At 70.3% G+C, this 25388-nt stretch carries 24 protein-coding genes; 11 read left to right on the top strand and 13 right to left on the bottom strand.

The genetic code is table 11. The features are described 5' to 3' along the window. Nucleotides 1-11: 11 nt before the first annotated feature. A complete protein-coding gene (locus JTJ31_RS04720; protein WP_207537465.1) occupies nucleotides 12-644 on the bottom strand; it encodes a ribonuclease HII in 633 nt (210 codons plus the stop codon). A 9-nt stretch (nucleotides 645-653) separates the two neighbouring features. Continuing rightward, nucleotides 654-1751 carry a PA0069 family radical SAM protein gene (locus JTJ31_RS04715; protein ID WP_207537464.1) on the bottom strand — a complete coding sequence of 366 codons (1098 nt, stop codon included), beginning with the start codon at nucleotides 1749-1751 and terminating at the stop codon, nucleotides 654-656. Between the two features lie 65 nt (nucleotides 1752-1816). Here JTJ31_RS04715 and JTJ31_RS04710 point away from each other — a divergent pair, with 65 nt between their 5' ends. Further along, the gene (locus JTJ31_RS04710; RefSeq protein ID WP_207537463.1) at nucleotides 1817-2479 is read left to right on the top strand and encodes a glycosyltransferase; all 663 of its coding nucleotides are present in this window, start codon (nucleotides 1817-1819) and stop codon (nucleotides 2477-2479) included. Here the strand turns inward: JTJ31_RS04710 and ahcY are convergent. After that, nucleotides 2473-3876: an adenosylhomocysteinase gene (gene ahcY, locus JTJ31_RS04705; RefSeq protein ID WP_207537462.1), complete on the bottom strand. Its 1404-nt coding sequence runs from the start codon at nucleotides 3874-3876 to the stop codon at nucleotides 2473-2475. The two genes, JTJ31_RS04710 and ahcY, sit on opposite strands and share 7 nt — an antisense overlap. Before the next feature lie 296 nt (nucleotides 3877-4172). Between ahcY and metZ the strand changes: the two genes are divergently transcribed. From metZ to JTJ31_RS04680, 5 genes are all read left to right on the top strand, one after another. Further along, nucleotides 4173-5384: an O-succinylhomoserine sulfhydrylase gene (metZ, locus tag JTJ31_RS04700; RefSeq protein ID WP_207537461.1), complete on the top strand. Its 1212-nt coding sequence runs from the start codon at nucleotides 4173-4175 to the stop codon at nucleotides 5382-5384. A 19-nt stretch (nucleotides 5385-5403) separates the two neighbouring features. Beyond that, entirely contained in the window at nucleotides 5404-6009 is a 606-nt protein-coding gene (locus JTJ31_RS04695; protein ID WP_207537460.1) for a LysE family translocator, read from the top strand. After that, the gene (gene apaG / locus JTJ31_RS04690) at nucleotides 6006-6410 is read left to right on the top strand and encodes a Co2+/Mg2+ efflux protein ApaG (protein WP_207537459.1); all 405 of its coding nucleotides are present in this window, start codon (nucleotides 6006-6008) and stop codon (nucleotides 6408-6410) included. Before JTJ31_RS04695 ends, apaG begins: the two co-directional genes overlap by 4 nt. 57 nt (nucleotides 6411-6467) lie before the next feature. Then, nucleotides 6468-7448 carry a Bug family tripartite tricarboxylate transporter substrate binding protein gene (locus JTJ31_RS04685; RefSeq protein ID WP_328805669.1) on the top strand — a complete coding sequence of 327 codons (981 nt, stop codon included), beginning with the start codon at nucleotides 6468-6470 and terminating at the stop codon, nucleotides 7446-7448. Nucleotides 7449-7515: 67 nt separating this feature from the next. Next, on the top strand, nucleotides 7516-8430 hold the full coding sequence (locus JTJ31_RS04680; RefSeq protein WP_207537458.1) for an EamA family transporter: 915 nt from the start codon (nucleotides 7516-7518) through the stop codon (nucleotides 8428-8430). A 144-nt stretch (nucleotides 8431-8574) separates the two neighbouring features. Here the strand turns inward: JTJ31_RS04680 and JTJ31_RS04675 are convergent, their stop codons facing one another. Next, nucleotides 8575-8898: a PepSY domain-containing protein gene (locus JTJ31_RS04675; protein ID WP_207537457.1), complete on the bottom strand. Its 324-nt coding sequence runs from the start codon at nucleotides 8896-8898 to the stop codon at nucleotides 8575-8577. Nucleotides 8899-9021: 123 nt separating this feature from the next. Here JTJ31_RS04675 and JTJ31_RS04670 point away from each other — a divergent pair, with 123 nt between their 5' ends. From JTJ31_RS04670 to JTJ31_RS25165, 3 genes are read left to right on the top strand one after another with little or no spacing between them, the layout of a single operon-like run. Beyond that, nucleotides 9022-9312: a PepSY domain-containing protein gene (locus tag JTJ31_RS04670; RefSeq protein ID WP_207537456.1), complete on the top strand. Its 291-nt coding sequence runs from the start codon at nucleotides 9022-9024 to the stop codon at nucleotides 9310-9312. Further along, complete coding sequence (locus JTJ31_RS04665; RefSeq protein ID WP_207537455.1) at nucleotides 9312-9977, top strand: response regulator transcription factor; 666 nt, start codon at nucleotides 9312-9314, stop codon at nucleotides 9975-9977. Before JTJ31_RS04670 ends, JTJ31_RS04665 begins: the two co-directional genes overlap by 1 nt. After that, nucleotides 9974-11428 carry a sensor histidine kinase gene (locus JTJ31_RS25165; protein ID WP_207537454.1) on the top strand — a complete coding sequence of 485 codons (1455 nt, stop codon included), beginning with the start codon at nucleotides 9974-9976 and terminating at the stop codon, nucleotides 11426-11428. Before JTJ31_RS04665 ends, JTJ31_RS25165 begins: the two co-directional genes overlap by 4 nt. Here JTJ31_RS25165 and JTJ31_RS04655 read toward each other — a convergent pair. Beyond that, on the bottom strand, nucleotides 11425-12435 hold the full coding sequence (locus tag JTJ31_RS04655; RefSeq protein ID WP_236019890.1) for an enoyl-CoA hydratase/isomerase family protein: 1011 nt from the start codon (nucleotides 12433-12435) through the stop codon (nucleotides 11425-11427). The two genes, JTJ31_RS25165 and JTJ31_RS04655, sit on opposite strands and share 4 nt — an antisense overlap. A 94-nt stretch (nucleotides 12436-12529) precedes the next feature. Here JTJ31_RS04655 and JTJ31_RS04650 point away from each other — a divergent pair, with 94 nt between their 5' ends. Next, nucleotides 12530-13273, top strand: a complete 744-nt coding sequence (locus JTJ31_RS04650; RefSeq protein WP_236019889.1) for a superoxide dismutase — start codon at nucleotides 12530-12532, stop codon at nucleotides 13271-13273. A 386-nt stretch (nucleotides 13274-13659) separates the two neighbouring features. On the opposite strand, the gene JTJ31_RS04645 is transcribed toward JTJ31_RS04650, so the two are convergent. The 6 genes from JTJ31_RS04645 to JTJ31_RS04620 all read right to left on the bottom strand — a co-directional run bounded on the left by JTJ31_RS04645 (nucleotide 13660) and on the right by JTJ31_RS04620 (nucleotide 19560). Then, on the bottom strand, nucleotides 13660-14379 hold the full coding sequence (locus tag JTJ31_RS04645; RefSeq protein WP_207537452.1) for an LrgB family protein: 720 nt from the start codon (nucleotides 14377-14379) through the stop codon (nucleotides 13660-13662). Next, a complete protein-coding gene (locus tag JTJ31_RS04640; protein ID WP_207537451.1) occupies nucleotides 14376-14714 on the bottom strand; it encodes a CidA/LrgA family protein in 339 nt (112 codons plus the stop codon). Before JTJ31_RS04640 ends, JTJ31_RS04645 begins: the two co-directional genes overlap by 4 nt. Beyond that, entirely contained in the window at nucleotides 14711-15043 is a 333-nt protein-coding gene (locus JTJ31_RS04635; RefSeq protein ID WP_207537450.1) for an NIPSNAP family protein, read from the bottom strand. Before JTJ31_RS04635 ends, JTJ31_RS04640 begins: the two co-directional genes overlap by 4 nt. A gap of 41 nt (nucleotides 15044-15084) precedes the next feature. Beyond that, on the bottom strand, nucleotides 15085-16686 hold the full coding sequence (locus JTJ31_RS04630; protein WP_207537449.1) for an ABC transporter substrate-binding protein: 1602 nt from the start codon (nucleotides 16684-16686) through the stop codon (nucleotides 15085-15087). Between the two features lie 68 nt (nucleotides 16687-16754). Next, nucleotides 16755-18383, bottom strand: a complete 1629-nt coding sequence (locus JTJ31_RS04625; RefSeq protein WP_207537448.1) for a long-chain-fatty-acid--CoA ligase — start codon at nucleotides 18381-18383, stop codon at nucleotides 16755-16757. Between the two features lie 73 nt (nucleotides 18384-18456). Next, nucleotides 18457-19560: a 2-aminoethylphosphonate--pyruvate transaminase gene (locus tag JTJ31_RS04620; protein ID WP_207537447.1), complete on the bottom strand. Its 1104-nt coding sequence runs from the start codon at nucleotides 19558-19560 to the stop codon at nucleotides 18457-18459. Between the two features lie 56 nt (nucleotides 19561-19616). Here JTJ31_RS04620 and JTJ31_RS04615 point away from each other — a divergent pair, with 56 nt between their 5' ends. Next, the gene (locus tag JTJ31_RS04615) at nucleotides 19617-21002 is read left to right on the top strand and encodes an MDR family MFS transporter (RefSeq protein WP_207537446.1); all 1386 of its coding nucleotides are present in this window, start codon (nucleotides 19617-19619) and stop codon (nucleotides 21000-21002) included. Nucleotides 21003-21006: 4 nt separating this feature from the next. Here JTJ31_RS04615 and JTJ31_RS04610 read toward each other — a convergent pair whose 3' ends face one another. Both JTJ31_RS04610 and JTJ31_RS04605 read right to left on the bottom strand, forming a co-directional pair. After that, the gene (locus JTJ31_RS04610) at nucleotides 21007-24108 is read right to left on the bottom strand and encodes an efflux RND transporter permease subunit (protein WP_207537445.1); all 3102 of its coding nucleotides are present in this window, start codon (nucleotides 24106-24108) and stop codon (nucleotides 21007-21009) included. A gap of 4 nt (nucleotides 24109-24112) precedes the next feature. After that, nucleotides 24113-25213: an efflux RND transporter periplasmic adaptor subunit gene (locus tag JTJ31_RS04605; RefSeq protein ID WP_207537444.1), complete on the bottom strand. Its 1101-nt coding sequence runs from the start codon at nucleotides 25211-25213 to the stop codon at nucleotides 24113-24115. Nucleotides 25214-25388: the final 175 nt, after the last annotated feature.

Here is a 25388-nt window from a genome sequence, read left to right as displayed (position 1 = left end):
GCTCCGTCCCCTCAACGAATCGAGGCCGACAATGACGGCGCGGCCCGCGCCGCGTCAACCGGGCCAAACCCCCTGCGATGATGCACGCATGGGCCGAGCGCCAGCAGTGCCGCGCGGTGCGGCGCGGTCGGATAGCCCTGGTGCCGCGCGAAGCCATAGGCGGGGTGGCGCCGGTCCAGCCGCGCCATGGCCGCGTCGCGGGTCGTCTTGGCGAGGATGGACGCGGCGGCGATGGAGAGCGACTGCCCATCCCCCTTCACCACGCAGCGCACCGGGCAGGGCAGGGGCGGTGGCTGGTTGCCATCCACCAGCGCGAGGTCGGGTACCATCCCCAGCCGCCGCACCGCCCGCGCCATGGCGAGATGGGTGGCGCGCAGGATGTTGACCAACCCGATCTCCTTCGCCGAGGCGGCGCCGACCGCCCAGCGCAGCCCCGGAAAATCGCGGATCGCCAGGGCCGCGCGCTCCCGCGCCGCCGGAGAGAGCTTCTTGGAATCGTCCAGCAGCTCCGCAAGCTCGGGCGGGCAGGGTTCGAGGAACAGCACGGCGGCGGCGACCACCGGCCCGGCGAGGGGGCCTCGCCCTGCCTCGTCCACCCCGGCGACCAGCCCGCCCGTCTCCATCTCCAGGGAAAAATCCGGCATGAACCGAAATTACAGGAGAACGCCCTGCCGCTCCATCGCGCGGCCGTTGAAGGCGCCGCAATCCAGGGGTGCGTGGGCCTCGCGCGGCAGCAGGCCGAGCCGCGAGGCCGCGACGTGGAAGCGCTGCCGCAGCAGATCGGCATAGGGGCCGGCGCCGGTCTGGCGCTGACCCCAGCGCGAGTCATAGAGCGTGCCGCCGCGCGTCTGCCGCACCAGCGCCAGCACGCGCGCGGCACGGTCCGGGTAATGCTCGGCGAGCCATTCGTCGAAGATCTGCCGCAGCTCGTGCGGCAGGCGCAGCAGCACGTAGCCGGCGCTGCGCGCCCCGGCATCGCGCGCGGCTTGCAGGATGCGCTCCAGCTCCGCGTCGTTCAGCCCGGGGATCATCGGCGCGGCCAGCACGGCGGTCGGCACGCCGGCCCCGGACAGGGCGCGCAGGGCGTGCAGCCGGCGAACCGGGCTGGCGGCGCGCGGCTCCATGGCGCGCGCCAGGCGCGCATCCAACGTCGTGATCGAGAGATAGACCCGCACGAGGTTGCGCTTCGCCATCCGAGAAAGGATGTCGAGGTCGCGCAGCACCCCGGCTGACTTGGTGACGATGCCGACCGGATGGCCGAAGCGCTCCAGCACCTCCAGCAACTGCCGCGTCAGGGTCAGCTTGCGCTCCACCGGTTGGTAGGGGTCGGTGTTGGCGCCCAGCGTGACGGTGCGCGGCACGTAGCCGGGCCGCGACACCTCCTTCTCCAGCAGCTGCGGCATATCCGGCTTGAACAGCAGCTTCGTCTCGAAATCGAGCCCGGGCGACAGGCCGAGATAGGCGTGGGAGGGCCGGGCAAAGCAATAGACGCAGCCATGCTCGCAGCCGCGATATGGATTGAGCGAGCGGTCGAAGAACAGATCGGGGCTGTCGTTGAAGGTCATGGCCTTGCGAGACGCCTCGCGCGTCAAGGTGGTGCGCAGCGCCGGCATGTCCTCCGTGAGGCTGCCCCAGCCATCGTCGAAGGCTTCGCGCGCCTCCACCTCGAAGCGGTTGTCCGGGTTGGACAGGGCGCCGCGTCCCTTCGCCGCCGCTTTCGCGGAGGGGGAAAACCCGCCACCATCGGGCATGGCCTGTTCTCCAAAGAATCCATGCGGAGCATGAGGGTCCGACCCGGAACGGTCAAGAACAAAAGATGAACATAAGTGCCGTCATCCCCTGCCTGGACGCCGCTTCCGTTGCGCCGCCCAAAGGCGTGGAGGAGGTGGTACTAGCCCTGCCACACGGCGCGGCGCCGCATCCGCGCTTCCGGTCCGTTCATGCCCCACGTGGGCGCGGCGCGCAGCTTCGCGCAGGGGCCGAGGCGGGGCGCGGCGACTGGCTGCTCTTCCTGCATGCCGACACGCGGCTTGAAGAGGGCTGGCGCGCGGTAGCGGAAGCGGCGCTGAGGGATGGCAAGGCAGCGGGGTATTTCCGCTTCGCCCTGGACGACATGTCAGCGGCAGCGCGGCGCCTGGAACGGGCGGTGGCATGGCGCTGCCGCCTCTTCGCGCTGCCCTATGGCGACCAGGGCCTGCTCATCCCGCGCGCGCTCTACGAGGCGGTGGGCGGGTTCCGCCCGCTGCCCCTGATGGAGGATGTGGATCTCGTGCAGCGCCTGGGCCGCGCCCGTCTGCGTGCCCTGGACGCGGAAGCCATCACCAGCGCGGCGCGCTGGCGGCGCGACGGCTACCTGCGCCGTTCCTCGCGCAACCTCTTGGTGCTGGGATTGTGGTTCTCGGGGGTGGGCGAAGAACGCCTCCGCCGCATCTACGAAAGGGGAGGGGGCGCAGCCGCCCCCTCCATGCCGCCTCAGTAGCGGTAGGCCTCGGCCTTGAACGGACCCTGCGGCGAGACGCCGATATAGCTCGCCTGCTCCGGCCGCAGCTTGGTCAGGCTCGCGCCCACCTTCTCGAGGTGCAGGCTCGCCACCTTCTCGTCCAGGTGCTTCGGCAGCACGTAGACCTTCTTGTCGTACTGGGACGTGCGCGTCCAAAGCTCGATCTGCGCCAGCGTCTGGTTGGTGAAGGAGGCGGACATCACGAAGGAAGGGTGCCCCGTCGCATTGCCCAGATTCACCAGGCGGCCCTCGGAGAGCAGGATGATGCGCTTGCCGTCGGGGAACTCGATCTCGTCCACCTGCGGCTTCACGTTGTCCCACTTGTAGTTGCGCAGCGCCGCGACCTGGATCTCGCTGTCGAAGTGACCGATGTTGCAGACGATGGCGCGGTGCTTCATCGCGCGCATGTGGTCGGCGGTGATCACGTCCACATTGCCCGTCGCCGTCACGAAGATGTCCGCGCGCGGCGCGGCCTGCTCCATGGTGACGACCTCGTAGCCCTCCATCGCGGCCTGGAGCGCGCAGATCGGATCCACCTCGCTCACCATCACGCGGCAGCCGGCGTTGCGCAGCGAGGCAGCGGAACCCTTGCCCACGTCGCCGAAGCCGCAGACCATCGCGATCTTGCCCGCCATCATCACGTCCGTGCCGCGGCGGATAGCGTCCACCAGCGACTCGCGGCAACCGTAGAGGTTGTCGAACTTCGACTTGGTGACGCTGTCATTCACGTTGATGGCGGGGAAGAGCAGCTTGCCCTCCTTCGCCATGGAATACAGGCGGTGAACGCCCGTCGTCGTCTCCTCGGAGACGCCCTTGATGTTCTTCGCCAGCTCCGCGAACCAGCCCTTCTTCTCGGCCAGAATGCGCTTGATGAGGGCGAAGAACACCGTCTCCTCCTCGTTGGTCGCCTTGTCGAGGAAGGCGGTGTCGCCCTGCTCGGCGCGCAGCCCGTAATGGACGAGGAGCGTCATGTCGCCGCCATCGTCCAGCAGCATGTTGGGCGTGCCGCCATCGCCCCACTCGAGCGTCTTGCGCACGTACTCCCAGTACTCCTCCAGCGTCTCGCCCTTCTTGGCGAAGACGGGAACGCCCGCCGCGGCGATGGCGGCGGCCGCGTGGTCCTGGGTGGAGAAGATGTTGCAGGAGGACCAGCGCACATCGGCGCCCAGCGCCACCAGCGTCTCGATCAGCACGGCGGTCTGGATGGTCATGTGAAGGCAGCCGGCGACTCGCGCGCCCTTCAGCGGCTGCTGCTTGCCGTATTCGGCGCGGGTGGCCATCAGGCCGGGCATCTCGTCCTCGGCCATGTTGATCTCCTTGCGGCCCCAATCGGCCAGGGAGAGGTCCTTCACGACGTAATCGGCAGCCACCGGCATGGGCGTTCATCCTTCAGCGATGCGGGATCGCGGCGGATTTACCAGCCCCCGCCGAGTCTGCCTAGAGGCATAAACATGTCTTTATGTCTCTGCATGATGTCCGGTGGCGCGATTGACGCCGCGCGCCCGCCGGCGTTACTCCTCCTCCGCCCTCGCGATTTGTCCGGCCAGCTTGCGGCGAGGTCCTGGAGCCAGGCCGCCCATCCCCTTCCAGGGGCCGGCGGAAAAGAAGCGCGCTAAACGGCCCGCCGTCCCACGGTGCCGGACGCCTTTGTTCCGCATGAGGTGACGAACCCATGACCCGATCCACCTACCGCCCCGCCACGCTGCTCGTGCGCGGCGGCCTTGACCGCACCAACCATGCCGAGACCGCCGAGGCGCTCTTCCTCACCTCCGGCTTCGTCTACGATGACGCGGCCCAGGCCGAGGCCACCTTCAAGGGCGAGATCTCGCACTACCAGTACAGCCGCTTCGGCAATCCCACTGTCGCCATGCTGGAGGCCCGCCTCGCCGCGCTGGAAGGCGCCGAGGCCTGCCGCGTGACGGCGACGGGCATGGCCGCGGTCCATGCCGCGATGCTGTCGCACCTCAAGACCGGCGACCGCGTCGTGGCCTCCCGCGCCCTGTTCGGTTCCTGCCACTGGATCGTCTCCACCCTGCTGCCGCGCTACGGCATCGAGAGCGTCTTCGTGGACGGCGCCGACCTCGCGCAGTGGAAGGAGGCGCTGTCGCGCCCGGCGGCGATGGTGCTGCTGGAAAGCCCCTCCAACCCCATGCTGGAGATGGTGGACATCGCCGCCGTGTCGAAGCTGGCCCACGCGGCCGGCGCGCTGGTGGTGGTGGACAACGTCTTCGCCACGCCGCTGCTGCAGAAGCCCTTCGAGCTCGGCGCCGACGTGGTCGTGTATTCCTGCACCAAGCACATGGACGGCCAGGGCCGGGTGCTGGGCGGTGCGGTGCTCGGCCGCCAGAAATGGGTGGACGAGGTGTTGCAGCCCTTCATCCGCAACACCGGCCCCTCCCTCAGCCCCTTCAACGCCTGGGTCATCCTCAAGGGGCTGGAGACGCTGAAGCTGCGCGTGGACCAGATGTGCCGCAACGCTGCCGCCGTCGCCGACTTCCTGGCGGAGCGGCTGGAGGTGTCGCGCGTCCTCTACCCCTTCCGTCCGGACCACCCGCAGCAGGCCCTGGCCATGCGGCAGATGTCCGGTGGCGGCACCCTCGTCACCTTCGAGGTGAGGGGCGGCAAGGAAGCCTGCTTCCGCTTCCTGGATGCGCTGCGCCTCGTGGACGTGTCCAACAACCTCGGCGATTCCAAGTCGCTGGTGACGCATCCCGCGACCACCACCCACATGCGCATCGGCGAGGAGGAGCGCGCGCGCCTCGGTATCACGGAAGGGACGGTGCGCCTTTCCGTGGGGCTGGAGGACGTGGCCGACCTGATCGAGGACTTGGCGCAGGCCCTCGACGCGGCCGCGCCGTCGCACGAGGCTCGCGCGGCGGAATAGCGCCGCGTTATAAAGGGGCATGAGCCTCGAAACCTGGCTGGCCTTCCTGGCCGCAACGGCGATCATGCTGGCCATCCCAGGCCCGACCATCCTGCTGGTGATCGGGCAATCGCTAGGCGCGGGGCGGCGGCACGCGCTGCCGCTCGTCGCCGGCGTCGCGCTGGGCGACCTTTGCGCCATGACGCTTTCCCTGGCCGGGCTCGGCGCGTTGCTGGCCGCCTCGGCCACGGCCTTCGCCGTGCTGAAATGGGCGGGGGCGGCGTATCTGGTCTATCTCGGCGTGAAGCTCTGGCGGGCCCCGGTCTCCGCCGGGGCGACGCCGCCGCTCGCCGCTTCGGCCGCGTTCCGGCAGGCCTTCGTCGTGACGGCGCTCAATCCGAAGAGCATCGCCTTCTTCGTTGCCTTCGTGCCGCAATTCGTGTCGGCGCAGGCGCCCTTCCTCTCGCAGGCGGCGCTTCTGGTTGTCAGCTTCGTGACGCTCGCCGCGCTCAACGCCCTGCTCTATGCGCTGCTGGCCGGCCAGGCCTCTTCGCTCGTGCGGCGGCCTTCGGTGCGGCGCGGCTTCAACCGGGCCGGGGGCGGCGTTCTGGTGGGCGCCGGCTTCGCCTTGGCGCTCAGGCGATGAGCGGCGCCTACACCGCCACCACGCGCGGCATCCGCGTCTCCGTGCGGGCCGTCCACCTGGAGGACCAGTCGGACCCGGACGCGGGGCGCTGGGTCTGGGCCTATCGGGTCGAGATCGCCAACCTCTCCAACGTCACAGTGCAGCTTCTCAAGCGCACCTGGCTGATCACCGATGCGGGAGGGCGCACCCAGCGCGTCCATGGCGAGGGCGTGGTAGGGGAGCAGCCGGTATTGGAGCCGGGCGAGGCCTTCACCTACACCTCCGGCACGCCGCTCTCCACGCCCTCGGGCATCATGCGCGGCCTCTACCACATGGTCGCGACCGCGACGGGCGAGCCCTTCGACGTGGTGGTGCCGCCCTTCTCGCTCGACAGCCCGGAAGCGCCGCGCCAGGTGAATTGATGCCCGGACGCCGCCGCGCCATGCTGGCGGCGATAATCAACCGGGAGGAACCGAATCGTGACGCTTTCCCGCCGGGCCGCGCTGGCGTTGCCCATGGCCATCCCCACCCTTGCTCGCGCCCAGGCCGGTTGGCGGCCCAGCCAGCAGATGCGGATCATCGTTCCGGCCGCGCCGGGCGGCACGACGGACATCATGGCGCGTCTTCTGGCCGCTCATCTCCAGCAGCGCTGGGGCGGTACGGCGGTGGCGGAGAACCGGTCGGGCGGCGGCGGCACCATCGGCACGATGGAAGTCGTGCGCGCCCCGGCGGATGGGCACACGCTGCTCTCGGGCAATATCGGCCCGCAGGCCATCGGCTACTCGCTGTTCCGCAACCTGCAATACCGGCCGGAAAGCCTGATGCCAGTTGGCAACATGATCCGCGGGCCGAACGTGCTGGTGGTGCATCCCTCCGTGCCCGCGCGCACCGTGCCTGAGTTCGTGGCGCATCTGCGCGCCAATCCCGGCAAGCTCTCCTATGGATCGCCGGGGGTCGGCCAGTCGCCTCACCTGTCGGGCGTGTGGTTCCACCAGCTGACCGGCACCGAGGGCACCCACGTCCCGTTCCGCGGCGCCGGCCCGGCGGCTGTCGAGCTGGTGGCGGGCAACATCCAATACATGTTTGACAACCTCACCACCGGCATCCAGCAGGTGCGCGCGGGACGGGTGCGCGCCCTCGGCGTGACGAGCGCCGAGCGCAACCCGCAGCTTCCCGACGTTCCCGCGATCCGCGAGACCATGCCGGAACTCTCGCCCTACGAGGTGAACACCTGGTTCGGCATGTTCGCCCCGGCGAACACCCCCGCCCCGGCGATCCAGGCCATCAACGCCGAGATCAACGCCTTGCTCGCCATGCCGGAGACGCAGGCGCGCTTCGCCCAGATGGGCGGCGTGCCCATGCCCGGCACCCTGGATGATTTCGGCGCCTTCGTGCAGGCGGAGATCGAGAAATGGTCCGCGGTGATCCGCCGCGAAGGCCTGCAGATGGACGTGGGTTGAGTCTTTCCGTACCCGACCGGCCGCGCCGTCCCTTCCGGCGCGGCCGGTGCCGTGCTGCCATGCGCCGATGTTGATTCCCCTCTGGGTCGTCGCCACCGGCACGGCAGCGCTGTTCCAGACCTGGCGCACCGCCCTGCAGCAGCGCCTGCGCGGCCAGCTTTCCCTGAACGCGGCGGCGGTGGTGCGCTACCTCTACGGCGTGCCGGTGGGGCTCGTGATCCTCGCCCTCTACTGGCTGGCGACGGGCGGTTGGCTCGGCACCCCGGGCGTGACCTACCTGCTGCTCGTCGCGCTGGCGGGGCTGCTGCAGATCTTCGGCACCAACCTCCTCATCTCCTCCTTCGGGCCGCGCGGCTTCGCAGTGGGGACGGCCTATTCCAAGACCGAGGCCATCCAGGCCAGCCTGATCGCCGTCATCCTGCTGGGCGAGGCGCTGAGCCCGCTCGCGTGGAAGGGCATCATCATCAGCGCGGCCGGGGTCATGTACCTGTCGCTGGCTGGGCGCGGCCTCACGGCAGGCGAGGTGCTGCGCGCCACGGTCCAGCCCGCTGCGCTGCGCGGCATGGGGGCAGGGTTCTGCTTCGCCATGACCGCGATCTGCGCCCGCGCCGCCTATCCGGAGCTTCAGGCCTCCGACCCCATCCTGAAGGCGCTGTTCACCGTGGTGCTGATGAACGCGATGCAGACGCTGATGCAGGGCGGCTGGCTCTTCGCGAAGGAGCGGCAGGCGGTGTTCAGCGTGTTCCGCACCTGGCGCTCCTCGGCTCAGGTCGGGGCGCTCTCGGCCTGCGGTTCGGCCTGCTGGTTCATCGGCTTCGCCCTGGCCCCCGTCGCGCTGGTTCGCGCGGTAGGGCAGGTAGAGATCCTGTTCACCCTGGCCTTCAGCCGGTTCTTCCTCGGCGAGCGGATGAAGGGGAGCGACGTGCTGGGGGCGCTGCTGGTGGTGTCGGGCGTGGTGCTGGTGCTGCTCGGCAGCCTGTGAGGCGCCGGCCTCAGCGCTCGCGGCGGCGCGGCGCCGGGCGGCGCAGCGCGAGAAAGGCAGGCACCAAGCCCAGCGCGACCAGGAAGGCGGCGAGCAGGACGAAGGCGGGGTCGGTTCCGAAGATCATGTGTGTGTTCCGTCCAATCAGCGCCCGCGTTCCTGGCGGCGGATCTCCGCCCCCGTCCGCGCATCGAGCAACAGCTTGAGGCGGCGGCCCGCGCGGTCGGTCGCCTCTACCTCGATGTACCCGTCTTCCTCCTCCATCTCCCAGATCTGCAGCCCCTGCGCCTCGATGCGCCGCGCCACCTCGGCGAAGCCGAGCGGAGCGGAGGAGGCAGGGGCCTCCATCGGGACCGTGCGCAGCGCCTCGGGGGCGGTGAAGCTGTCGTCCACGCGCTGGGCGAGGGCGATGGCTGCAAAGCCCGCGGCGGCGACGAGGGCGATGGAGAGGTTCTGCCGGTTGAGCATCGGGTGAGGTCCTTCGCGGTCGGCCGGAAGCGGCGTCCGGAGCTTCATACCGGGATGGCGCTGACACCTGCCCGACGGCCCCTGTCAGCATCCTGTCAGCGACGCGGGGCTAGGGTGCGCCCCATGGCCCTCTCACGCCGTGCCCTTGCCATCCTCCTGCTCGCTCCTGCCCCTGCCTGGGCCGAGAGCGACCAGGAACGCGCGCGCCGCGCCCTGCGCGAGGGACGCATCCGCCCGCTCTCGGAAATCCTCGCTATCGTGCAGCCGCGCCTGGGCGGCCGGGTGATCGAGGTGGAACTGGACGAGGAAGACGGGCGCTTCGTGTATGAGTTCAAGGTGATGACGCCACGAGGCCGCATCCGCGAGGTGGAGGTGGACGCCGCCACCGGCGAGATCCTGGAGATCGACGACTGATGCGTCTGCTGCTGGTCGAGGATGAGCCGCGCATCGCCGCCCATGTCAGCGCCGCCCTTATCGGGGCGGGCTACGTGGTGGAGCAGGCGGCGGATGGCGAGGAAGGCTGGTTCCGCGGCGACACGGAGGATTATGCGCTGGTCGTGCTCGACCTTGGGCTGCCGCGCATGGACGGGCTGGCGGTGCTGAAGCGCTGGCGCGCCGCCGGGCGCAACATGCCGGTGCTGGTCCTGACCGCGCGCGGCGCCTGGTCGGAGCGGGTGGAGGGCATCGACGCAGGCGCGGATGACTACCTGCCCAAGCCCTTCCGGGTGGAGGAGCTGCTGGCGCGGGTGCGGGCGCTGCTTCGCCGCTCGGCGGGCATCGGCGCGGCGGTGATCGAGGCGGGACGCATCACCGTGGATCCGCGTCGCAAGGAGGTGTCGCTGGACGGCGTTCCGCTCACCCTCTCCGCGCTCGAATACCGGCTGCTGTCCTTCCTGGCCCATCATCGCGGCCGCGTCGTCGCGCCAGCCGAGCTGATCGAGCACCTCTACGGCGACGACGACGCGCGCGACGCCAATGCGGTCGAGGCGCTGGTGATGCGGCTGCGGCGCAAGCTGGGGCCGGATGTGATCGAGACGCGGCGCGGCTTCGGCTACGCCCTGCCTGGCGCGCCGGAGTGAGCTTCCGCTCGCTGCGGCTTCGGCTGCTGCTGGCCGGGTTGTTCTCCATTCTCCTGGCCCTCGGCGCCGCCACCTTCGGCCTCGCCCTCCTCTTCGAGCGCCATGCCGAACGGCAGGTGGCGGGCGAGTTGCAGGCGGTGGTGGAAGGGCTGGTGGCGCGGCTGGAGCGCAGCCCGGGCGGCGGCTGGTCGCTGGCCTCGCAGCCGGTGGACCCACGCTACGACCGGCCGCTTTCCGGCTTCTACTGGCAGGTCGGGCAGCCGGGCGGCGCGGTCCTCCTGCGTTCCCGCTCGCTCTGGGATGCGGATCTCGCCGTGCCATCGGCGGGGGCCGAGCCCTATCGGCTCCCCTCGGCAGGGCCGGAGCGGGAAACGCTGCTGGTGCTGGCGCGCGACGTCACCATGCCGTCGCGCCTGGGCGGGGCGACGCTTCGCATTGCCGCGGCGCGCGACGTGACGGAGATCGCCGCCGCCTCCGCCGGGTTCCGCCGCAACCTGCTGCCCTATCTGGGGTTGATCGGCGCCGTGCTGCTGCTGGGCTCCTTCGCGCAGCTTTCCGTGGGGCTGCGGCCGCTGGTTGCCGTGCGCCGGCGCCTGGGCGCCATCCGCTCGGGCGAGGCGGCGCGGCTGGGCGAGGGCTTCCCTTCCGAGATCCAGCCCTTGGCGCGGGAGCTGGATGCGCTGCTCGATCAGCGCGAGCGCGACATCGCCGCCGCCCGCGCCCGCGCGGCCGACCTCGCGCACGGGCTCAAGACGCCGCTCCAGGTGCTGCTGGGCGAGGCGGAGATGCTGCGCGAGACGGGCAATGCGGAGGCGGCAGAGAGCGTGGGCGATGCCGCAGAAGCCATGCGCCGTCACGTGGAGCGCGAGCTGCAGCGCGCCCGCCGCGCTGCCCGCGCCCCCGGCACCAGCGCCCCGGTGCGGCGCGTCGCGGAGCGCCTGCTGCGCGTGCTGGCGCGCACGGAGGATGGCGCGCGGGTCAACTGGAACGTCGAGATCCCGGAGGGGCTGCGTGTCGCGCTGCACGAGGATGACTTGGCCGAGGCGCTGGGAACGCTGGCGGAGAACGCTGCCCGCTTCGCCTCCAGCACGGTGACGCTCTCCGCCGCGGCGGAGGGGGGCACGGTCATCCTCGCGGTGCGCGACGATGGCCCCGGCATCGCCGAGGCGGACCATGCGGAGGCGCTACGGCGCGGCGGGCGGCTGGATGAGGGCGGGACCGGGCTCGGCCTCGCCATCGCGCGGGAGATCGCGGAAGGGGCAGGCGGGTCGCGGGGGCGCCGGGCCACCCCGGGCGGGGGGCCCGCCCGCGGGGGGCGGGTGGATGTGGGGGGGCCGGGGCCCGGCCTCGCCATCGCGCGGGAGATCGCGGAAGGGGCAGGCGGGTCGCTGCGCCTCGGCCCGACCGGGCCGGGGCGCATGACCGTGTCGCTGGTGCTGCCCGCCGGTTAGCGGAACAGCCCCTGGATCGCCTTCGGGTCCACCTCTTCCAAGGTGGGCGGGGACCATTTCGGGGAGCCGTCCTTGTCCACCAGGACGGAACGGACGCCCTCGCGGAAATCCGGGTGCCCGTGCACCACGCCTTCCGTGAGGTGCAACTCCTCCTCCAGGCAGCCGCGCAGGTCGAGCGCGGCGCCGCGCCGCAGCAGCTCCAGCGAGACGCAGAGGCTGGTGGGCGACATACGGCGCAGCGTCTTCACCTGCTGCGCGGCCCATTCCGTCCCTTCCGCCTCCAGCGCCTGGATGATCTCCAGCACGGTGGGCTTGGAGAAGCAGCGGTCGATCGCCTCGCGATACGGGGCGAAGCTGGCCTCCGGAAGCGGCGCAGTGAAGCGCTCGATCACCCCGGCATCGCCCGTCTCCACCAGCGCGGCGCGCAGGGCAGGGAGGTTCTCGCGCAGGACGTAATGCGTCGCGAAGCCGCAATGCACGTTGTCGGCGCCGGTCACGCGCGCGCCGGTCAGCGCCAGCCAGTTGCCCAGCGCGCCGGGCAGGCGCGGCAGGATGTGGCTCGTGCCCACGTCGGGGAACAGGGCAATGGCCGTCTCCGGCATGGCAAGCAGCGCGTGCTCAGACACCACGCGTGGCCCGTTGTGGATGGCGAGGCCGATGCCGCCGCCCATGCACACGCCGTCGATGATGGACACCCAGGGCTTCGGAAAGGTCGCGATGCCCTCGTTCACCGCGTATTCCTCGGAGAAGAAGGAGCGCACCGGGGCGCGATCCCCCGCCACCGCCGCCTCGCGCACCGCGCGCACGTCGCCGCCGGCGCAGAAGGCGCGTCCGCCAGCCCCTTCCAGGATGACCAGCGCCACGTCCGGGTCGTCGCGCCACGCGTCGATGGCATTCTGGAAGTCCCGGATCATTCCGAGGTCGAGCGCATTCAGCGCCTTCGGCCGGTTCATCAGCAGCGTGCCCGCCCGGCCCTCCCGGGCCATGACGAGGTTGGGTTCGGACATCCGGTTCATCCCTGCGTTGTCGCATCGTGTTTAACGGGGTTGCGGAAGCCGGCAAGGCGGACAAGCTTTCCCGTGCCTTTAGGAGGAGACGTCCATGATGATCCTGTCCCGCCGCCTGGCGCTGCTCGGTGCCAGCGCTGCCCTGTTCAGCGCCCGCGCCGGCTTCGCGCAGCAGCCGCAGCAGCGGCCTACGCCGCCGCAGATCGCGCCGGGCCCGCACAGCCTGCCCGACCTGCCCTACGGGCTGGACGCGAACGAGGCGGCGATCGACGCGCGCACGATGGAGCTGCATCACCGCTTCCACCACGCCGCCTATGTGAACAACCTGAACAATGCGCTGCGCGAGCACGAGGCCTTTGGCCGCATGCCACTCGACGAGCTGTTGATGAACCTCTCGCGCGTGCCGGAGAACGTGCGCACCGCGATCCGCAACAATGGCGGCGGCCATGCCAACCACACCATGTTCTGGGAGATCATGGGCGGGCGCGGCGGCGAGCCGACGGGGCGTCTGCTGGAGGCGATCAACCGCGACCTCGGCGGCATGGGCGAGTTCCGCAACCGCTTCAACCAAGCCTGCATGAGCGTCTTCGGCTCGGGCTGGGGCTTCGTGACCGTGGCGCAGTCCGGCCAGCTGGCCATCGCCACCAAGCCCAACCAGGACACGCCGATCATGGACGGGCAGCGCGCCCTGATGGGCAACGACGTTTGGGAGCACGCCTACTACCTGCGCTACCAGAACCGGCGGCAGGAATACGTGAACAACTGGTGGAACGTGCTGAACTGGGAAAAGATCGGCGAGCGCTTCACCGCCGCGACGGAAGGCCGCCTGCGCGTCTGAGGGCAGGGCTTCTGGGCCGCCGGGACCAACCCGGCGGCCCTTTCCAGGCATGGAACAGTTATACGATAACATATCCATGTCACTCGCCCAATGATGTCTCGCCCCGGCCGGAGATCTGGCGCCGCCTCTCCGGCGATGACTGGGCCGCCTTCGACGGCCTGCCGGTCCGCACCGTCGCCGCCTCGCCGAGCACGCCTATGATGCCTGGGCGGTGAATGCACGGGCGCTGTGGCGCGGCTTCCGCCGCAGCCTGGGCGCCGAGCGGGCCGAACGCCGCCTCCTGCGTTGGATCGAGGAATGCGAGCGGGAGGAGCGCACCGCCTTCGCCGCTCGGCAGGGCGCACCCCTGCCGCACGAGGAAGCGGGCGCGACGGTGCTCCGCTGGGCTAGCCGGCCAGCCAGCGCCAGAGCAGTGGCAGCAGCAAGGCTGTCCCCAGCGCGTTCAACCCCATCGCCAGGGCGCTGAACGCCCCGGCCTCCGCGTCCACGGACAGGGCGCGGGCCGTGCCGATGCCGTGGCTGGCCGTGCCCAGGGCCAGGCCGCGCGCCCGCATGTCCCGCACCCCGAGCAGGGTGAGCAGCAGCGGCCCCAGCGCCGCCCCCACCACCCCGCAGCAGATCACGATCACGGCGGTCAGGCTGGGCAGACCGCCCAGCGCCTCGCTGACGCCCATGGCCACGGGCGCGGTGGTGGCACGCGGAGCCAAGCTCGCCATCAGCCCCGCGCCGCCGCCGAACCCCCAGCCCAGCGCGAGGCCGGACAGGATCGCGGCAAGGCTTCCCGTGCCGACGGCAGCCAGGATGGCCAGGGGCCGCGCCCGCACCGCCGCCCATTGCCGCGCCAGCGGCACGGCCAGCGCCACCGTCGCCGGGCCAAGGAGGAAATGCACGAATTGCGCCCCGGCGAAGTAGTCGCGATAGGCAATGCCTGCCAGCAGCAGCGCCCCGGCCAGCAGCGCGACCGCCAGCAGCACGGGATTGGCGAGGGGATGGCTTCCGCACCAGCGCTGCACCCGCAGCGCCACCCACCACGCGCAGAGCGTCGCGGTCAGCGCCGCCAGCGGCTCCCGCGACAGGTAGACCCACAACTCGCCGAGCGGGTTCACCGCCGCCCCAGCAGGCGCTGCGCCACCAGCCCGGTCAGCCCGAGCGCCAGCAGCGTCCCGCCGAGGATGGCGAGGCCGATGGGCCAAGCGCCCGCGGCCAGCAGGTCCAGATGCAGCACCACGCCGACTCCGGCGGGAATGAACAACAGGCCGAGATGGGCGAGCAGCCCATCCGCCGCCGTGCCGATGCCCTCTGGCACACGGCCGCCAAGCAGCAGCGTGGCCAGGAGCAGCCCCATGCCGATCACCGGCCCCGGCACGGGCAGGTGCAATGCCCGCGCCAGCAACTCCCCTGCCAATTGGCAGAGCAGCAGTGCCGCGAGGCCGCCGATCACCCGCCCTTCCGCAGCGCCTCGAAATGGGCGGCGGGCTTCATGATGCGGTTCTCCATGCGGATCAGCATCCCGCCCTCCGCCACGCCCTTGAGATAGACGCCCCATTCCGGGTCGGCGGCCATGGCGTTGCGCCGTGCCTCGCGGTCCGCCTGGTCCTTGTAGCCCCAGAGATGGACGACCGTGTTCAGTTCGCCTTCGATCGTTGTGTACCAGCCGAGGCAGTTCTCCAGGTACTTGAGCTGGAGCGGCCAGGCCTTCTCCTCGTAGAGCTTCACGAAGGCCGGCAGCTTCTGCGGCAGGCAGGTGTAGATGCGCAAATCCACGATCATGGGCGGCGTCCTCCTCGTCCGCCGCCCATGATGCCGGGGTGCTACTGGATGTCCACCCGCACGAGGTCCTGGAACCAGGACTGCGCCGGGGTGAAGCCGCGCACGCGGCGGCTCATCGCGCGCGGGTTCAGGTCATGCACGACGAAGAGCCAGGGCGCGCCGTCCACCAGGCGCGCATGGGCCCGGGCATAGGCGGCGTTGAACTCCGCCTCGTTCCGCGCCCGCTCAAGCGCAGAGAAAGCCTCCTCGTATTGCGGGTCGTTGAATTGCGGCCAGTTGAAGCCGTTGGGCGGCACGAAGGCCTGCGAGAAGTAGCGCGTCATCACCGACGCGTCCGAGGAGGGCGAGGAGGGGTTAAGCGCCTGCGACCCGGCCAGCACCGGTGCCCCGGGCGCGGAACGCGTGGCCTGCAGCAGCGTGTTCCACTCCGTCACCTCGAAGGAGACGTTGACGCCGCAGGCTTCGCGCAGATTCTGCTGCAGGAACTCGTTCATCGGCAGCGGCAGCATCTGGCCGGAGCCGGAAGTGGAGATCATCACCTTGAAGGAAAGCGGGCGCTGCGCGTTGTAGCCCGCCTCCGCCAGCATCTGCCGCCCGCGCGCCGCGTCGAAGCGGTAGCGGTGCTCCGGCGTGCCGAAGCTCGGATCGTTCGGCTTCAGCCAGCCCACGGAAGGCTCGGCCGTGCCGTTCAGCATCTGCACCAGCCCTTCGCGGTCCACGCAGTAATTCAGCGCCTGCCGCACGCGCACGTCATTGAATGGAGGCTGCGCGGTCTGGAAGAACCAGGGCCAGACATGCGGATAGGAGCCGGTGGAGATGGTGAAGCCTGCGCTGCGCAGCGCCGGGATGCCGTCGGGTGGCGGCACCTCGATCCAGTCCACCTGGCCGGAGCGCAGCGCGGCGAGGCGCGTCGTCGCCTCCGGCATGGGCAGCAGCACGATGCGGTCCAGCAGCGGCACGCGGCCGCGGTCCCAGTATTCGGCGTTCTTCGTCAGCTCCGCCGACTGGCGTGGGATGAAGCGTGACAGGCGGAAGGGACCGGTCCCTGCCGGCGCCAGCGCCGCGACGCGCGACCAGTCGCGCCCGCCCTGCTCGAAGCTCTGCGGCGAGGTGAAGAGGATGTAGACCGCCATGTAGGGGAAGTAGGAGGCGGGGCGGTTGGTGCGCAGCGCCACCGTGCGGTCATCCACCTTGCGGTAGCTGTCCAGGATGGTGACGCGGGCGCGGGTGATCGCGCCGCCCTGTGGGTCGAATTGCGGCGACTGGTTGTTGAAGAAGCGGTCGAGATTCCAGATCACCGCATCCGCGTTGAAGGGCGTGCCGTCATGGAAGCGCACGCCCTCGCGCAGGGTGAAGATCCATTCCTGCGGGTCGCCCTCCGCCTGCCGCCAGGATTCGGCCAGGCCCGGCCGCAGCCCGGCGGGACGGTCCGTGGCCGAGAGGTCCCACAGCACCAGCCCCTCGAAGATCGGGTAGCCGAGGAAGCGCATCCCCTCGAAGCCGTTATTCGGCATGCCGGTGGTGGTGGGCACGTCCGCCGCCGTCATGGCGATGCGCAGCACCTTCTCTCGTGCCGGCTGTGCGACGGAAGGCGAAGCGGCGAGCGCTGCCGCCAAGCCAAGGGTCAGAATCCGTATCCGCATGAAGCCTCTCCGGTTGGGACAGGCGATGCGACCAAAGCCTGCTTCGTGGCGCAAGGTGAATCGTCGCTTCAGTCGGGCAGGGAGAAATCCTTCCACTGCCGCTTCAATTCGGCCTTCCACAGCTTGCCGGTAGCGGTGAGCGGCAGGCTTTCCACGAACTCGACGCGGTCGGGCATCCACCACTTCGCCACCTTGCCCTCCAGCACCGCCAGCACGCTTTCCGGCGTGGGCGAGGTGCCGGGCTTGGGCACCACCAGCAGCATCGGGCGCTCGTCCCATTTCGGGTGCGCCACCGGAATGGCGGCGGCCATCTGCACGTCGGGATGCGCGAGCGCCAGATTCTCCAGCGTGATGGAGGAGATCCATTCGCCGCCGGATTTGATGACATCCTTGGCGCGGTCCACGATCTCGATCTCGCCCAGGGTGTCGAGGGTGACGACGTCACCAGTGCGGAACCAGCCATCCTCCGTCACCGCCGGGTCCTTGTCGCGGTTGAAATAGCCGCTGGCGGTCCAGTGGCCCTGCACCTCCAGCTCGCCGAAGGCCGTCTCGTCCTGTGCAATGGGGTTGCCGTCCGCGCCCAGCACGCGGAAATCCACGCCGAAGAGCGGCCGCCCCTGCTTGCGCGAATAGTCGAGGAAGCGCGCCTCGTCCCAATCCGCGTTCTCCGCCTTGCGCGCATTGATCGAGCCGAGGGGCGAGATCTCCGTCATGCCCCAGGCATGGAGGATGGGCACGCCGTACTCCTTCAGGAATCCCTCGGTGATCGCCACGGGCAGCGCCGTGCCGCCGACGACGAGGCGTGGCAGCTCGGTGAAGCGGCGCGATGGGTCCTGTCGCAGCCATTGCAGCAGCAGCGTCCAGATCGTCGGCACGCCGGCGGAAAAGGACACGCGCTCCTCCTCGAAGAGCGCAAAGAGCGAGGCGGGATCGAGGCGCGGCCCCGGCAGCACCATGGAGGAGCCAGCCATGGGCGCCGCATAGGGAATGCCCCAGGCATTGACGTGGAACATCGGCACCACCGGCATCGCCACGTCCATCGCCGAAAGCCCGAACACGTCCGGCTGCACTGCCCCCATGGCGTGCAGCACGGTGGAGCGGTGCGAATACAGCACGCCCTTCGGCATGCCCGTGGTGCCCGAGGTGTAGCAGAGCGAGGAGGCCGCGCGCTCGTCCAGGCGCGGCCATTTGTAGTCGCCGGTCTCGCCCGCGGTGAAATCCTCCAGCGTCACCACCTCGCAGGGCAGGTCGGGGCGGGGGGCATCGCGCAGCAGGATGACGGTGCGGACCGTCTTCTGTAGCCGGTCGGCGATGGCGGTGAGGGCCGGCGCCACGGTGGGATCGAGGAAGAGATGCGTGTCGCCCGCATCCTCCAGGATAAAGGCGATCTGGTCGGCGAAGAGGCGGGGATTCACCGTGTGCAGCACCGCCCCCATGCCGGAGGCGGCGTAATACACCGCCAGATGCTCCAGCCCGTTCCAGCCGAGCGTGGCGATGCGCTCGCCTTCCTTCACACCCCGGCGGCGCAGCGCGGCGGCGATGCGCTTGGCCTGCAGTTCGAGATCGGGCCAGGAGGAGCGGTGCCGCCCGCCTTCGGGATCCACCCCGACCAGCTTGGCGCCCCGGTGGTGCTTCGCTGCATGCGTCAGGATGGAGGAGACAAGGAGCGGGTGCTCCTGCATCAGGCCGCGCAGCATTGTCGTTGACCTCCCAATGGTCGTCTTGGCCGGGCGTAGCGCGCCCGGCTCCTTGACCTGGGAGGTTACGCGATCACGCGGCGCGCGGAAGGCCCAATTCGGCCAGGGAGTCGCGCACGGCCTCCACCGCACGGCGCATCTCGGGCAGGCCCACGTCGCCGATGGCACCGACGCGGAAGCTGGGGGCATCCGTGGTGAAATAGGCGCTGACCGTGACGCCGTTGCGCTCCATCGCCGCGATGAAGCGCGGGAAGTCCAGCCCTTCCGGCTGGTGCACCGTGACGACGATCGGCCCCTGGTCCTTCGCGGACAGGTAGGGGCGCAGGCCGAGCGCAGCGAAGCCCTCATGCAGCGCTCTTGCGTTGGCGCGGTAGCGCGCCAGGCGCACTTCCCGCCCACCTTCCGCATCCAGCCGGTCGAGGGCGACGCGCATGGCGAGGATGGCCTGCACCGGCCCGGTGAAGCGCATGGAGCCCCAGCCATTCACCTGCGTGTTCTTCCACACATCCGAAAGGTCCAGCGACCAGGACCCGGCCTGGCCCGCGCCGGCTTCCAGCCGGTCCACCCGCGCCACGGCGAAGCCGAAGCCGGGCACGCCTTCCAGGCACTTGTTGGAGGTGAAGCAGGCGGCATCCACTTCCGGCTGCGCCGCGAGGTCGAGCGGCAGCGCGCCGAAGGCCGAGACGGCGTCGAGGATCATGCGCCGCCCCGCCGCGCGCACGGCAGCGCCGATGGCGGCCGGATCGTTGACGATGCCGCTGCCCGTCTCGCTCTGCACCATCGCGACGTGGGTGGCCTCGGGATGGCGGGATAGGGCCTCGGCCACCTCCTCGGCGCGGGCGCCGCGCGTGTCGGGCAGGGGAAGCTCGATCACCACCCGCCCCGCCTCGCGCGCCAGCCGGGCCATGCGGCGCGCATATTCGCCATTCATGGGGATCAGGATCGCGGCGCCCGACGCGACGAAGCTCCGGATGGCCGCTTCCATCAGCATGTGGCCCGCCCCCTGCAAGGGCAGGGTGACGTGGGCGCCGTCAATCCCGCCCGCAAGGGCGCGCAGACGGTGGCGCACCTCCTCGTAGACGGGGCGGAATCCGGCATTCCAGGGCGCGACATCCTGGTTCATCGCCGCGCGCACGGTGGGGTGGGTCTGGACGGGGCCGGGAGTCAGCAGGATCATGGGCGGCCCATGCCTCGAAACTTCGGGGCAGGCAACTCGTGGAATCCCCGCTTCCCATGGCCGACACGCGCGTCACCGCCGCCATCGTGGCCTCGGCCCTGTTCATGCAGAACCTGGACTCCTCGGCCGTGGCGACGGCGCTGCCCTCCATGGCGCGCGACCTGGGCGAGGACCCGGCGCGGCTGGGCGTGGCCGTCACCTCCTACCTCGTCGCGCTGACCGTCTTCATCCCGGTTTCCGGCACCATCGCTGACCGCTTCGGGGCGAAGCGCGTCTTCCTGCTGGCCATCGCGATGTTCGGCCTGTCCTCCGCCGCCTGCGGCCTCGCCAGCTCGCTTGGCGAGCTCGTGCTGTGGCGGGTGGTGCAGGGTTTCGGCGGGGCAATGATGGTGCCGGTAGGGCGGCTTCTCCTGCTCTCCTCCATCCGCAAGGAGGAGATGCTGACGGCGATGACCTGGCTGACCATGCCCGCCATGCTCGGCCCGATCTCCGGCCCGCCGCTGGGCGGGCTGCTGACCGACCTGTTCGGCTGGCGCTCCGTCTTCTGGATCAACATTCCGGTCGCCGTGCTGGGGATGGTCCTGGTCGCCTGGAAGATCCCGCGTTCGGAGATCCGCCCGTCCGGCCGGCCCGATTTCCTGGGGCTGGTGCTGGTCGGCGTGGCGCTGGCGGGGACCATGGCGGGGCTGGAGACGGTGGGGCGCGGCGTGTTACCGGCCTTCTGGCCCGAAACGCTGCTGATCATCGGGCTGCTGATCGGCTGGGTCGCGCTGCGGCATTGCCGGCGGGTGGAGCGTCCGGCCCTCGACCTTTCCCTGCTGCGCTTTCCCTCCTTCCGCGCGGCGACGCTGGCGGGGTCGCTGTTCCGCACCGGGGCGGGGGCGGTGCCCTTCCTGGTGCCCATGCTGCTGCAGATCGGCTTCGGCTGGGGCGCGACGGAGGCGGGATTCGTCGCCTTCGCCACTGCCCTCGGCGCCTTTGCGATGAAGCCGCTGGCGCGGCCCATCCTGCGCCGCTGGGGCTTCCGCACCGTGCTGCTGGCCAACACCGTCCTGGCCGCGCTGGGGGTCGGGGCGGGGGCGCTGTTCACGCAAGCTTGGCCCATCGCCGCGATGTTCGCCGTGCTGGCGCTGGGCGGGCTGTTCCGCTCGCTCCACTTCACCTCGCTCAACACCCTCGCCTTCGCGGATCTCCCGCGCGAGAAGCTTTCGGCCGGAACCGGGTTCTACGGCACGGCGCAGCAGCTTCCGGGGGCGGTGGGGGTGGTGATGGCGACGGCGAGCCTGGAAGTGGCGCGCCACCTGCGCGGCGGGGAAGCCCTGGTCCCGGCCGACTTCACCGCCGCCTTCGTCATCGCGGCGGCGGTGGTGCTGAGTTCCGTCCCGGGCTTCTGGGTGCTGCCGCGCGACACGGGGGCAGCCGTTTCCGGCCACCGCCCGTGATCGGTCACTCCGCCGGAGCGCCCGGGACGTGCGGCACCGGGCGCCCGCGCCCGCGCGACAGCTTCCGCGCCAGGCTGTCGAAGCCCAGGTAGAGCACCGGCGTCACGAAGAGCGTCAGCGCCTGCGAGACGGCCAGCCCGCCCACCACGGCGAGGCCGAGCGGTTGGCGAAGCTCGGCCGCCGCGCCCCAGCCGGCCGCGATGGGCACGGCGCCGGCCGCGGCGGCCAGCGTCGTCATCAGGATGGGACGAAAGCGCAGGATGGAGGCTTGCCGGACCGCCTCCAGCGCCGTTTCCCCGTCGCGCTGCCGTTGCAGCGCCACGTCCACCACCATGATGGCGTTCTTCTTTACCAGGCCGATCAGCAGCAGGACGCCGATCACCGCGATCACCGACAGGTCCAGGTTGAACCACCAGAGCGTCGCGAAGGCGCCGAGCGCCGCGGCCGGCAGGCCCGACAGGATGGTGAGCGGGTGGATGAAGCTCTCGTAGAGCACCCCCAGCACCACGTACATGATCAGCACCGCTGCCAGCACCAGCCAGCCCTGGCCCGCCAGCGCCTGCTGGAAGACCTGCGCCGAGCCGGAGAAGCCGGTCACGACAGTGGGCGGCAGGCCCAGCTCCCGCTCCGCCGCACGGATCGCCGCCACCGCATCGCCCAGCGCCACGCCGGGGGCGGTGTTGAAGCCGATGGTCACGGCGGGGAGCTGCCCCTGGTGGCCGACGGTCAGCGGGCCGGAGCGACGCTCGATGGTGGCCATCGCCGAGAGCGGCACCAGCCGCCCGGTGTTGGAGCGCAGGTAGAGCTTGGCGAGGCCGGTTTCGTCCCGCTGGTCCTCCGGCAGCGCCTCCAGGATCACCGGATAGGCATTGGCCTGGCCGTAGATGGTGGAGATCTGGCGCGAGCCGAAGGCGGAGTAGAGCGCCTGCCGCACCTGGTCGATGGACACGCCGAGCGCGGTGGCGCGGTCGCGGTCCACGTTCACCATGACGACGGGGCTGTCGAGCTGGAGGTCGGTGTTCACGTCCTGAAGCTGCGGCAGCCGCGCCAGCACCTGCTCCAGCCGCGGTGCCCAGTCATACAACTCGTCCAGCCGCAGCCCCTGCATGGTGTAGATGTAGAGGGTGCGGGACTGGCGCGCTCCGAAGGAGATGTTCTGGATCGGTTGGATGAAGACGCGAAGGCCGGGGATGCCCGCGGCCTGCCGGCGCAGATCCTGGATCACCGTCCCCACCTCGGGGCGCAGCGCGCGGTCCTTCAGCTCGACGAAGAGGCGCCCCTGGTTGATGGAGGCGGAGCCGCCCACCGCGCCGACAGAGGAGACGACGCTGGTCACGTGCGGGCTCGACTCGAAGACGGCGGTGATGCGGGACTGCATCTCGGCCATCGCCTCGATGGAGGCGCCGCGCGGGCCTTCGGTGTTGACAGAGAGCAGTCCTGTATCCTCGATGGGGAAGAAGCCCTTGGGCATCTTCACCGCCATCCACCCCGCCGCGACGACGGAGCCAAGGAAAATGGCCCAGACCACGAGGCGGAAGCGCAGCGACAAATCCAGCAGCCAGGCATAGGAGCTTTCCACGGCCACGAAGCCGCGTTCCAGCGTGCGGTCCAGCCAGCCCGGCTTGCCGTGCTGCGCCGGAAGGCGCGAGGCCATGAGCGGGGTCAGGGTCAGGGAGACGACCAGCGAGGCGATGACCGCGAGCGAGACCGTGGCGGCGAAGGCATTGAAGACGCGTCCCACCACGCCGCCCATCAGCAGGATGGGCAGGAACACGGCCATCAGCGACAGGGTGATCGAGAGGACGGTGAAGGCCACCTCCTTCGCACCGCGGATGGCCGCATCCAGCGGGCGCATCCCTTCCTCGATGTGGCGCATGATGGCTTCCAGCACCACGATCGCGTCATCCACCACGAGGCCTACGGCGATGGTCAGCCCCAGCAGCGTCACGTTGTCGATGCCGTAACCCATCGCATACATCAGCCCGAAGGTGACGCAGAGCGAGATCGGCACCGCGATGGAGGGGATCAGCGTCGCGGAAACGCGGCGCAGGAACAGGAAGCAGACCAGCGTCACCAGCCCGATGGCGATCATCAGGTGGTGCTGCACGTCATGCACGGCGGCGCGGATGGATTTCGAGCGGTCGAGCATGACGCCGAGCCGCGCGCCGGGGGGCAGGGCGGATTGCAGCGTCTCGACGCTCCGCAGGACACCGTCCACCACCTCCACCGTGTTGGCGTCGGGCTGGCGCTGCACCGCGAGCACCAGCGCACGCTGCCCGTCGCGCCAGGAGGCAACGCGCTGGTTCTGGACCCCGTCCACCACCTCTGCGATCTCGCTCAGGCGGACCGGGGAGCTGGCGCGGCCGGAGACGACGAGGTGGGAGAACTGCTCCGCGTTCTGGGGTTGGTCGTTGGCGCGCAGGGTCAGCTGCTGCCGCTCGCCGGTCAGCAGCCCGACCGGGGCGTTGCTGTTGGCCTGCTGGATGGCCTGCTGCACCGTGTCGAAGGCCATGCCCATGGCGGCCACGCGGTCGGCATCGAGGCGCACGCGCACGGAGAAGAGCTGTTCGCCGTAGGTGACGACCTGCGCCACGCCCTGCACCCGCGACAGGGCAGGGGCGATGATGGTCGAGGCGACGTCGTTCAGCCGGTACATCGGCACATCGCCGCCCGAGAGGGTGAGCAGCAGCACCGGCGCGTCGGCAGGGTTCACCTTCCGATAGGAAGGCGGGGTGGTCATCTCGATCGGCAGACGCCGCTGCGCGCGGGTCAGCGCCGCCTGCACATCCTGCGCCGCGCTGTCGATGTTGCGGCCCAGCTGGAATTGCAGCGTGAGGTTCAGCGTGTCCTGGCCGGAGGTGGAGTTCATGCTCTCCAGCCCGGCGATGGTGGAGAATTCGCGTTCCAGCGGCAGGGCCACGGAGGTGGCCATGGTCTCCGGGCTCGCACCCGGGAAGCTCGCGAAGACCGAGATCACCGGGAAATCCACGCGCGGCACCGCGGCCACGGGCAGGCGCGTATAGGCCACGACGCCGGCGACGATTGCCGCCAGCGACAGCAGCAGCGTCATGACCGGGCGGCGGATGCAGAGCTCGGAGATATGCATGGGTTCAGCCCGCCTGTGAGACGCGCTGAAGCGGCGTCTGGGGGTTGCGCTCCTGGGCGCGGGCGCCGTCCGTGACGCGCTGCGCCCCGTCCACGATCACCCGCTCGCCATCGGCGATCTCGCCGCGCACGATCGCGCGGTCGCGCTGGCTGCGGACCAGTTCCACCGGGCGGCGCCGCGCAATGCCCTCTTGCGTCAGCACGAAGACGAAGCGGCCCTGCTGCCCGGTCTGCACCGCGGCGGAGGGGACGCTCACCGCGCCCACATCCTCCGTCGGGGTCAGGCTGATGCGCACGTACTGGCCCGGCCAGAGCGCGCCATCGGCGTTGTCGAAGCGGGCGCGGAGCTGGATCGTACCGGTCTGGGTGTCCACTGCGCTGTCCACGAAGACGAGACGGCCGGTCGAGGGCTCCTGACCTTCCGCAGCCGGGCGCGCCTGCACCGGAACGCCGCCGGGCTGGGCCAGGGCGGCGCGGATCTGCGGCAGCCAGCGCTCCGGCACAGCGAACTGCACCAGGATAGGGTCCATCTGCGTGATGGTGCCGAGCGGGGTGCTTTCCGCCTGGCGGACGAAGTTGCCGACGCGCAGGGGCAGGGCGCCCAGCTTGCCATCTGCCTCAGCCACGATTTGCGCGAATTCGATGTTGAGGCGGGTCTGCTGCATCAGCGCCTCGGTGGCGCGGGCATTGGCCGCTGCTGCTGCCGCTTCCGCCTGGGCCTGCTCGAAGCGCTGCTGTGCCGCGAAGCCCTCGCCGCGCAGCGACTGGTAGCGCACGGCATCCGCCTGGGTACGCGTCGCCTGGGCCCGCAGCGCCGCCAGCTGGGCCTCCTGCTGCTGGAGCTGCGCACGATAGAAGCGGCTATCGAGTGTGAAGAGCGGCTGGCCGCGCGTCACCATCTGCCCTTCGCTGACGTGGACCTCGGTGATCTGGCCATCCACGCGGGTACGGATCGTCACCACCGATTCCGGAACGACCAGCCCATTCGCCAGCACCTCCACCGGCATGTTGCCCACACGCGCAGGCTCGGTGGTCACGGGGATGGCTTGCTGCGCCCAGGCAGGCAGGCTCACCAGCAGCGCAAGGGCAATCAAAAGGCGGCGCATCGTTTCTCCGGCATGGATGGCCAAGGGCGCGCGCGTCTTGGCGCGTCAACCCTATTTGGGAGCATACCAAACTCTGAGCATCGTCCTGCCAAATGACAAGGCGTCCACGTTACTATTCGTCACCATCTTGGGGCCGTTCCCGCGCAGCACCAGCCCGGTTTAGGCTTGCTTCACT

The sequence above is a fragment of the Sabulicella rubraurantiaca genome, from assembly GCF_017355885.1.
GTDB lineage: Bacteria > Pseudomonadota > Alphaproteobacteria > Acetobacterales > Acetobacteraceae > Roseococcus > Roseococcus rubraurantiacus.
The sequence above is the reverse complement of the archived record's forward strand: the minus strand, read 5'-3'. Positions and strand labels throughout refer to the sequence as shown.

Excerpts from the sequence above, each read along its gene's own strand:
- JTJ31_RS04715 (WP_207537464.1), bottom strand. The coding sequence starts at position 1,751 with ATGCCCGATGGTGGCGGGTTTTCCCCCTCCGCGAAAGCGGCGGCGAAG.
- JTJ31_RS04625 (WP_207537448.1), bottom strand. The coding sequence starts at position 18,383 with ATGCTGCGCGGCCTGATGCAGGAGCACCCGCTCCTTGTCTCCTCCATC.
- JTJ31_RS04605 (WP_207537444.1), bottom strand. The coding sequence starts at position 25,213 with ATGCGCCGCCTTTTGATTGCCCTTGCGCTGCTGGTGAGCCTGCCTGCC.
- JTJ31_RS04635 (WP_207537450.1), bottom strand. The coding sequence starts at position 15,043 with ATGATCGTGGATTTGCGCATCTACACCTGCCTGCCGCAGAAGCTGCCG.
- JTJ31_RS04710 (WP_207537463.1), top strand. The coding sequence starts at position 1,817 with ATGAACATAAGTGCCGTCATCCCCTGCCTGGACGCCGCTTCCGTTGCG.
- metZ (WP_207537461.1), top strand. The coding sequence starts at position 4,173 with ATGACCCGATCCACCTACCGCCCCGCCACGCTGCTCGTGCGCGGCGGC.
- JTJ31_RS04615 (WP_207537446.1), top strand. The coding sequence starts at position 19,617 with ATGGCCGACACGCGCGTCACCGCCGCCATCGTGGCCTCGGCCCTGTTC.
- JTJ31_RS04630 (WP_207537449.1), bottom strand. The coding sequence starts at position 16,686 with ATGCGGATACGGATTCTGACCCTTGGCTTGGCGGCAGCGCTCGCCGCT.
- apaG (WP_207537459.1), top strand. The coding sequence starts at position 6,006 with ATGAGCGGCGCCTACACCGCCACCACGCGCGGCATCCGCGTCTCCGTG.
- JTJ31_RS04620 (WP_207537447.1), bottom strand. The coding sequence starts at position 19,560 with ATGATCCTGCTGACTCCCGGCCCCGTCCAGACCCACCCCACCGTGCGC.
- JTJ31_RS04675 (WP_207537457.1), bottom strand. The coding sequence starts at position 8,898 with ATGCTCAACCGGCAGAACCTCTCCATCGCCCTCGTCGCCGCCGCGGGC.
- ahcY (WP_207537462.1), bottom strand. The coding sequence starts at position 3,876 with ATGCCGGTGGCTGCCGATTACGTCGTGAAGGACCTCTCCCTGGCCGAT.
- JTJ31_RS04680 (WP_207537458.1), top strand. The coding sequence starts at position 7,516 with ATGTTGATTCCCCTCTGGGTCGTCGCCACCGGCACGGCAGCGCTGTTC.
- JTJ31_RS04670 (WP_207537456.1), top strand. The coding sequence starts at position 9,022 with ATGGCCCTCTCACGCCGTGCCCTTGCCATCCTCCTGCTCGCTCCTGCC.
- JTJ31_RS04650 (WP_236019889.1), top strand. The coding sequence starts at position 12,530 with ATGATGATCCTGTCCCGCCGCCTGGCGCTGCTCGGTGCCAGCGCTGCC.
- JTJ31_RS04610 (WP_207537445.1), bottom strand. The coding sequence starts at position 24,108 with ATGCATATCTCCGAGCTCTGCATCCGCCGCCCGGTCATGACGCTGCTG.
- JTJ31_RS04665 (WP_207537455.1), top strand. The coding sequence starts at position 9,312 with ATGCGTCTGCTGCTGGTCGAGGATGAGCCGCGCATCGCCGCCCATGTC.
- JTJ31_RS04720 (WP_207537465.1), bottom strand. The coding sequence starts at position 644 with ATGCCGGATTTTTCCCTGGAGATGGAGACGGGCGGGCTGGTCGCCGGG.
- JTJ31_RS04655 (WP_236019890.1), bottom strand. The coding sequence starts at position 12,435 with ATGTCCGAACCCAACCTCGTCATGGCCCGGGAGGGCCGGGCGGGCACG.
- JTJ31_RS04695 (WP_207537460.1), top strand. The coding sequence starts at position 5,404 with ATGAGCCTCGAAACCTGGCTGGCCTTCCTGGCCGCAACGGCGATCATG.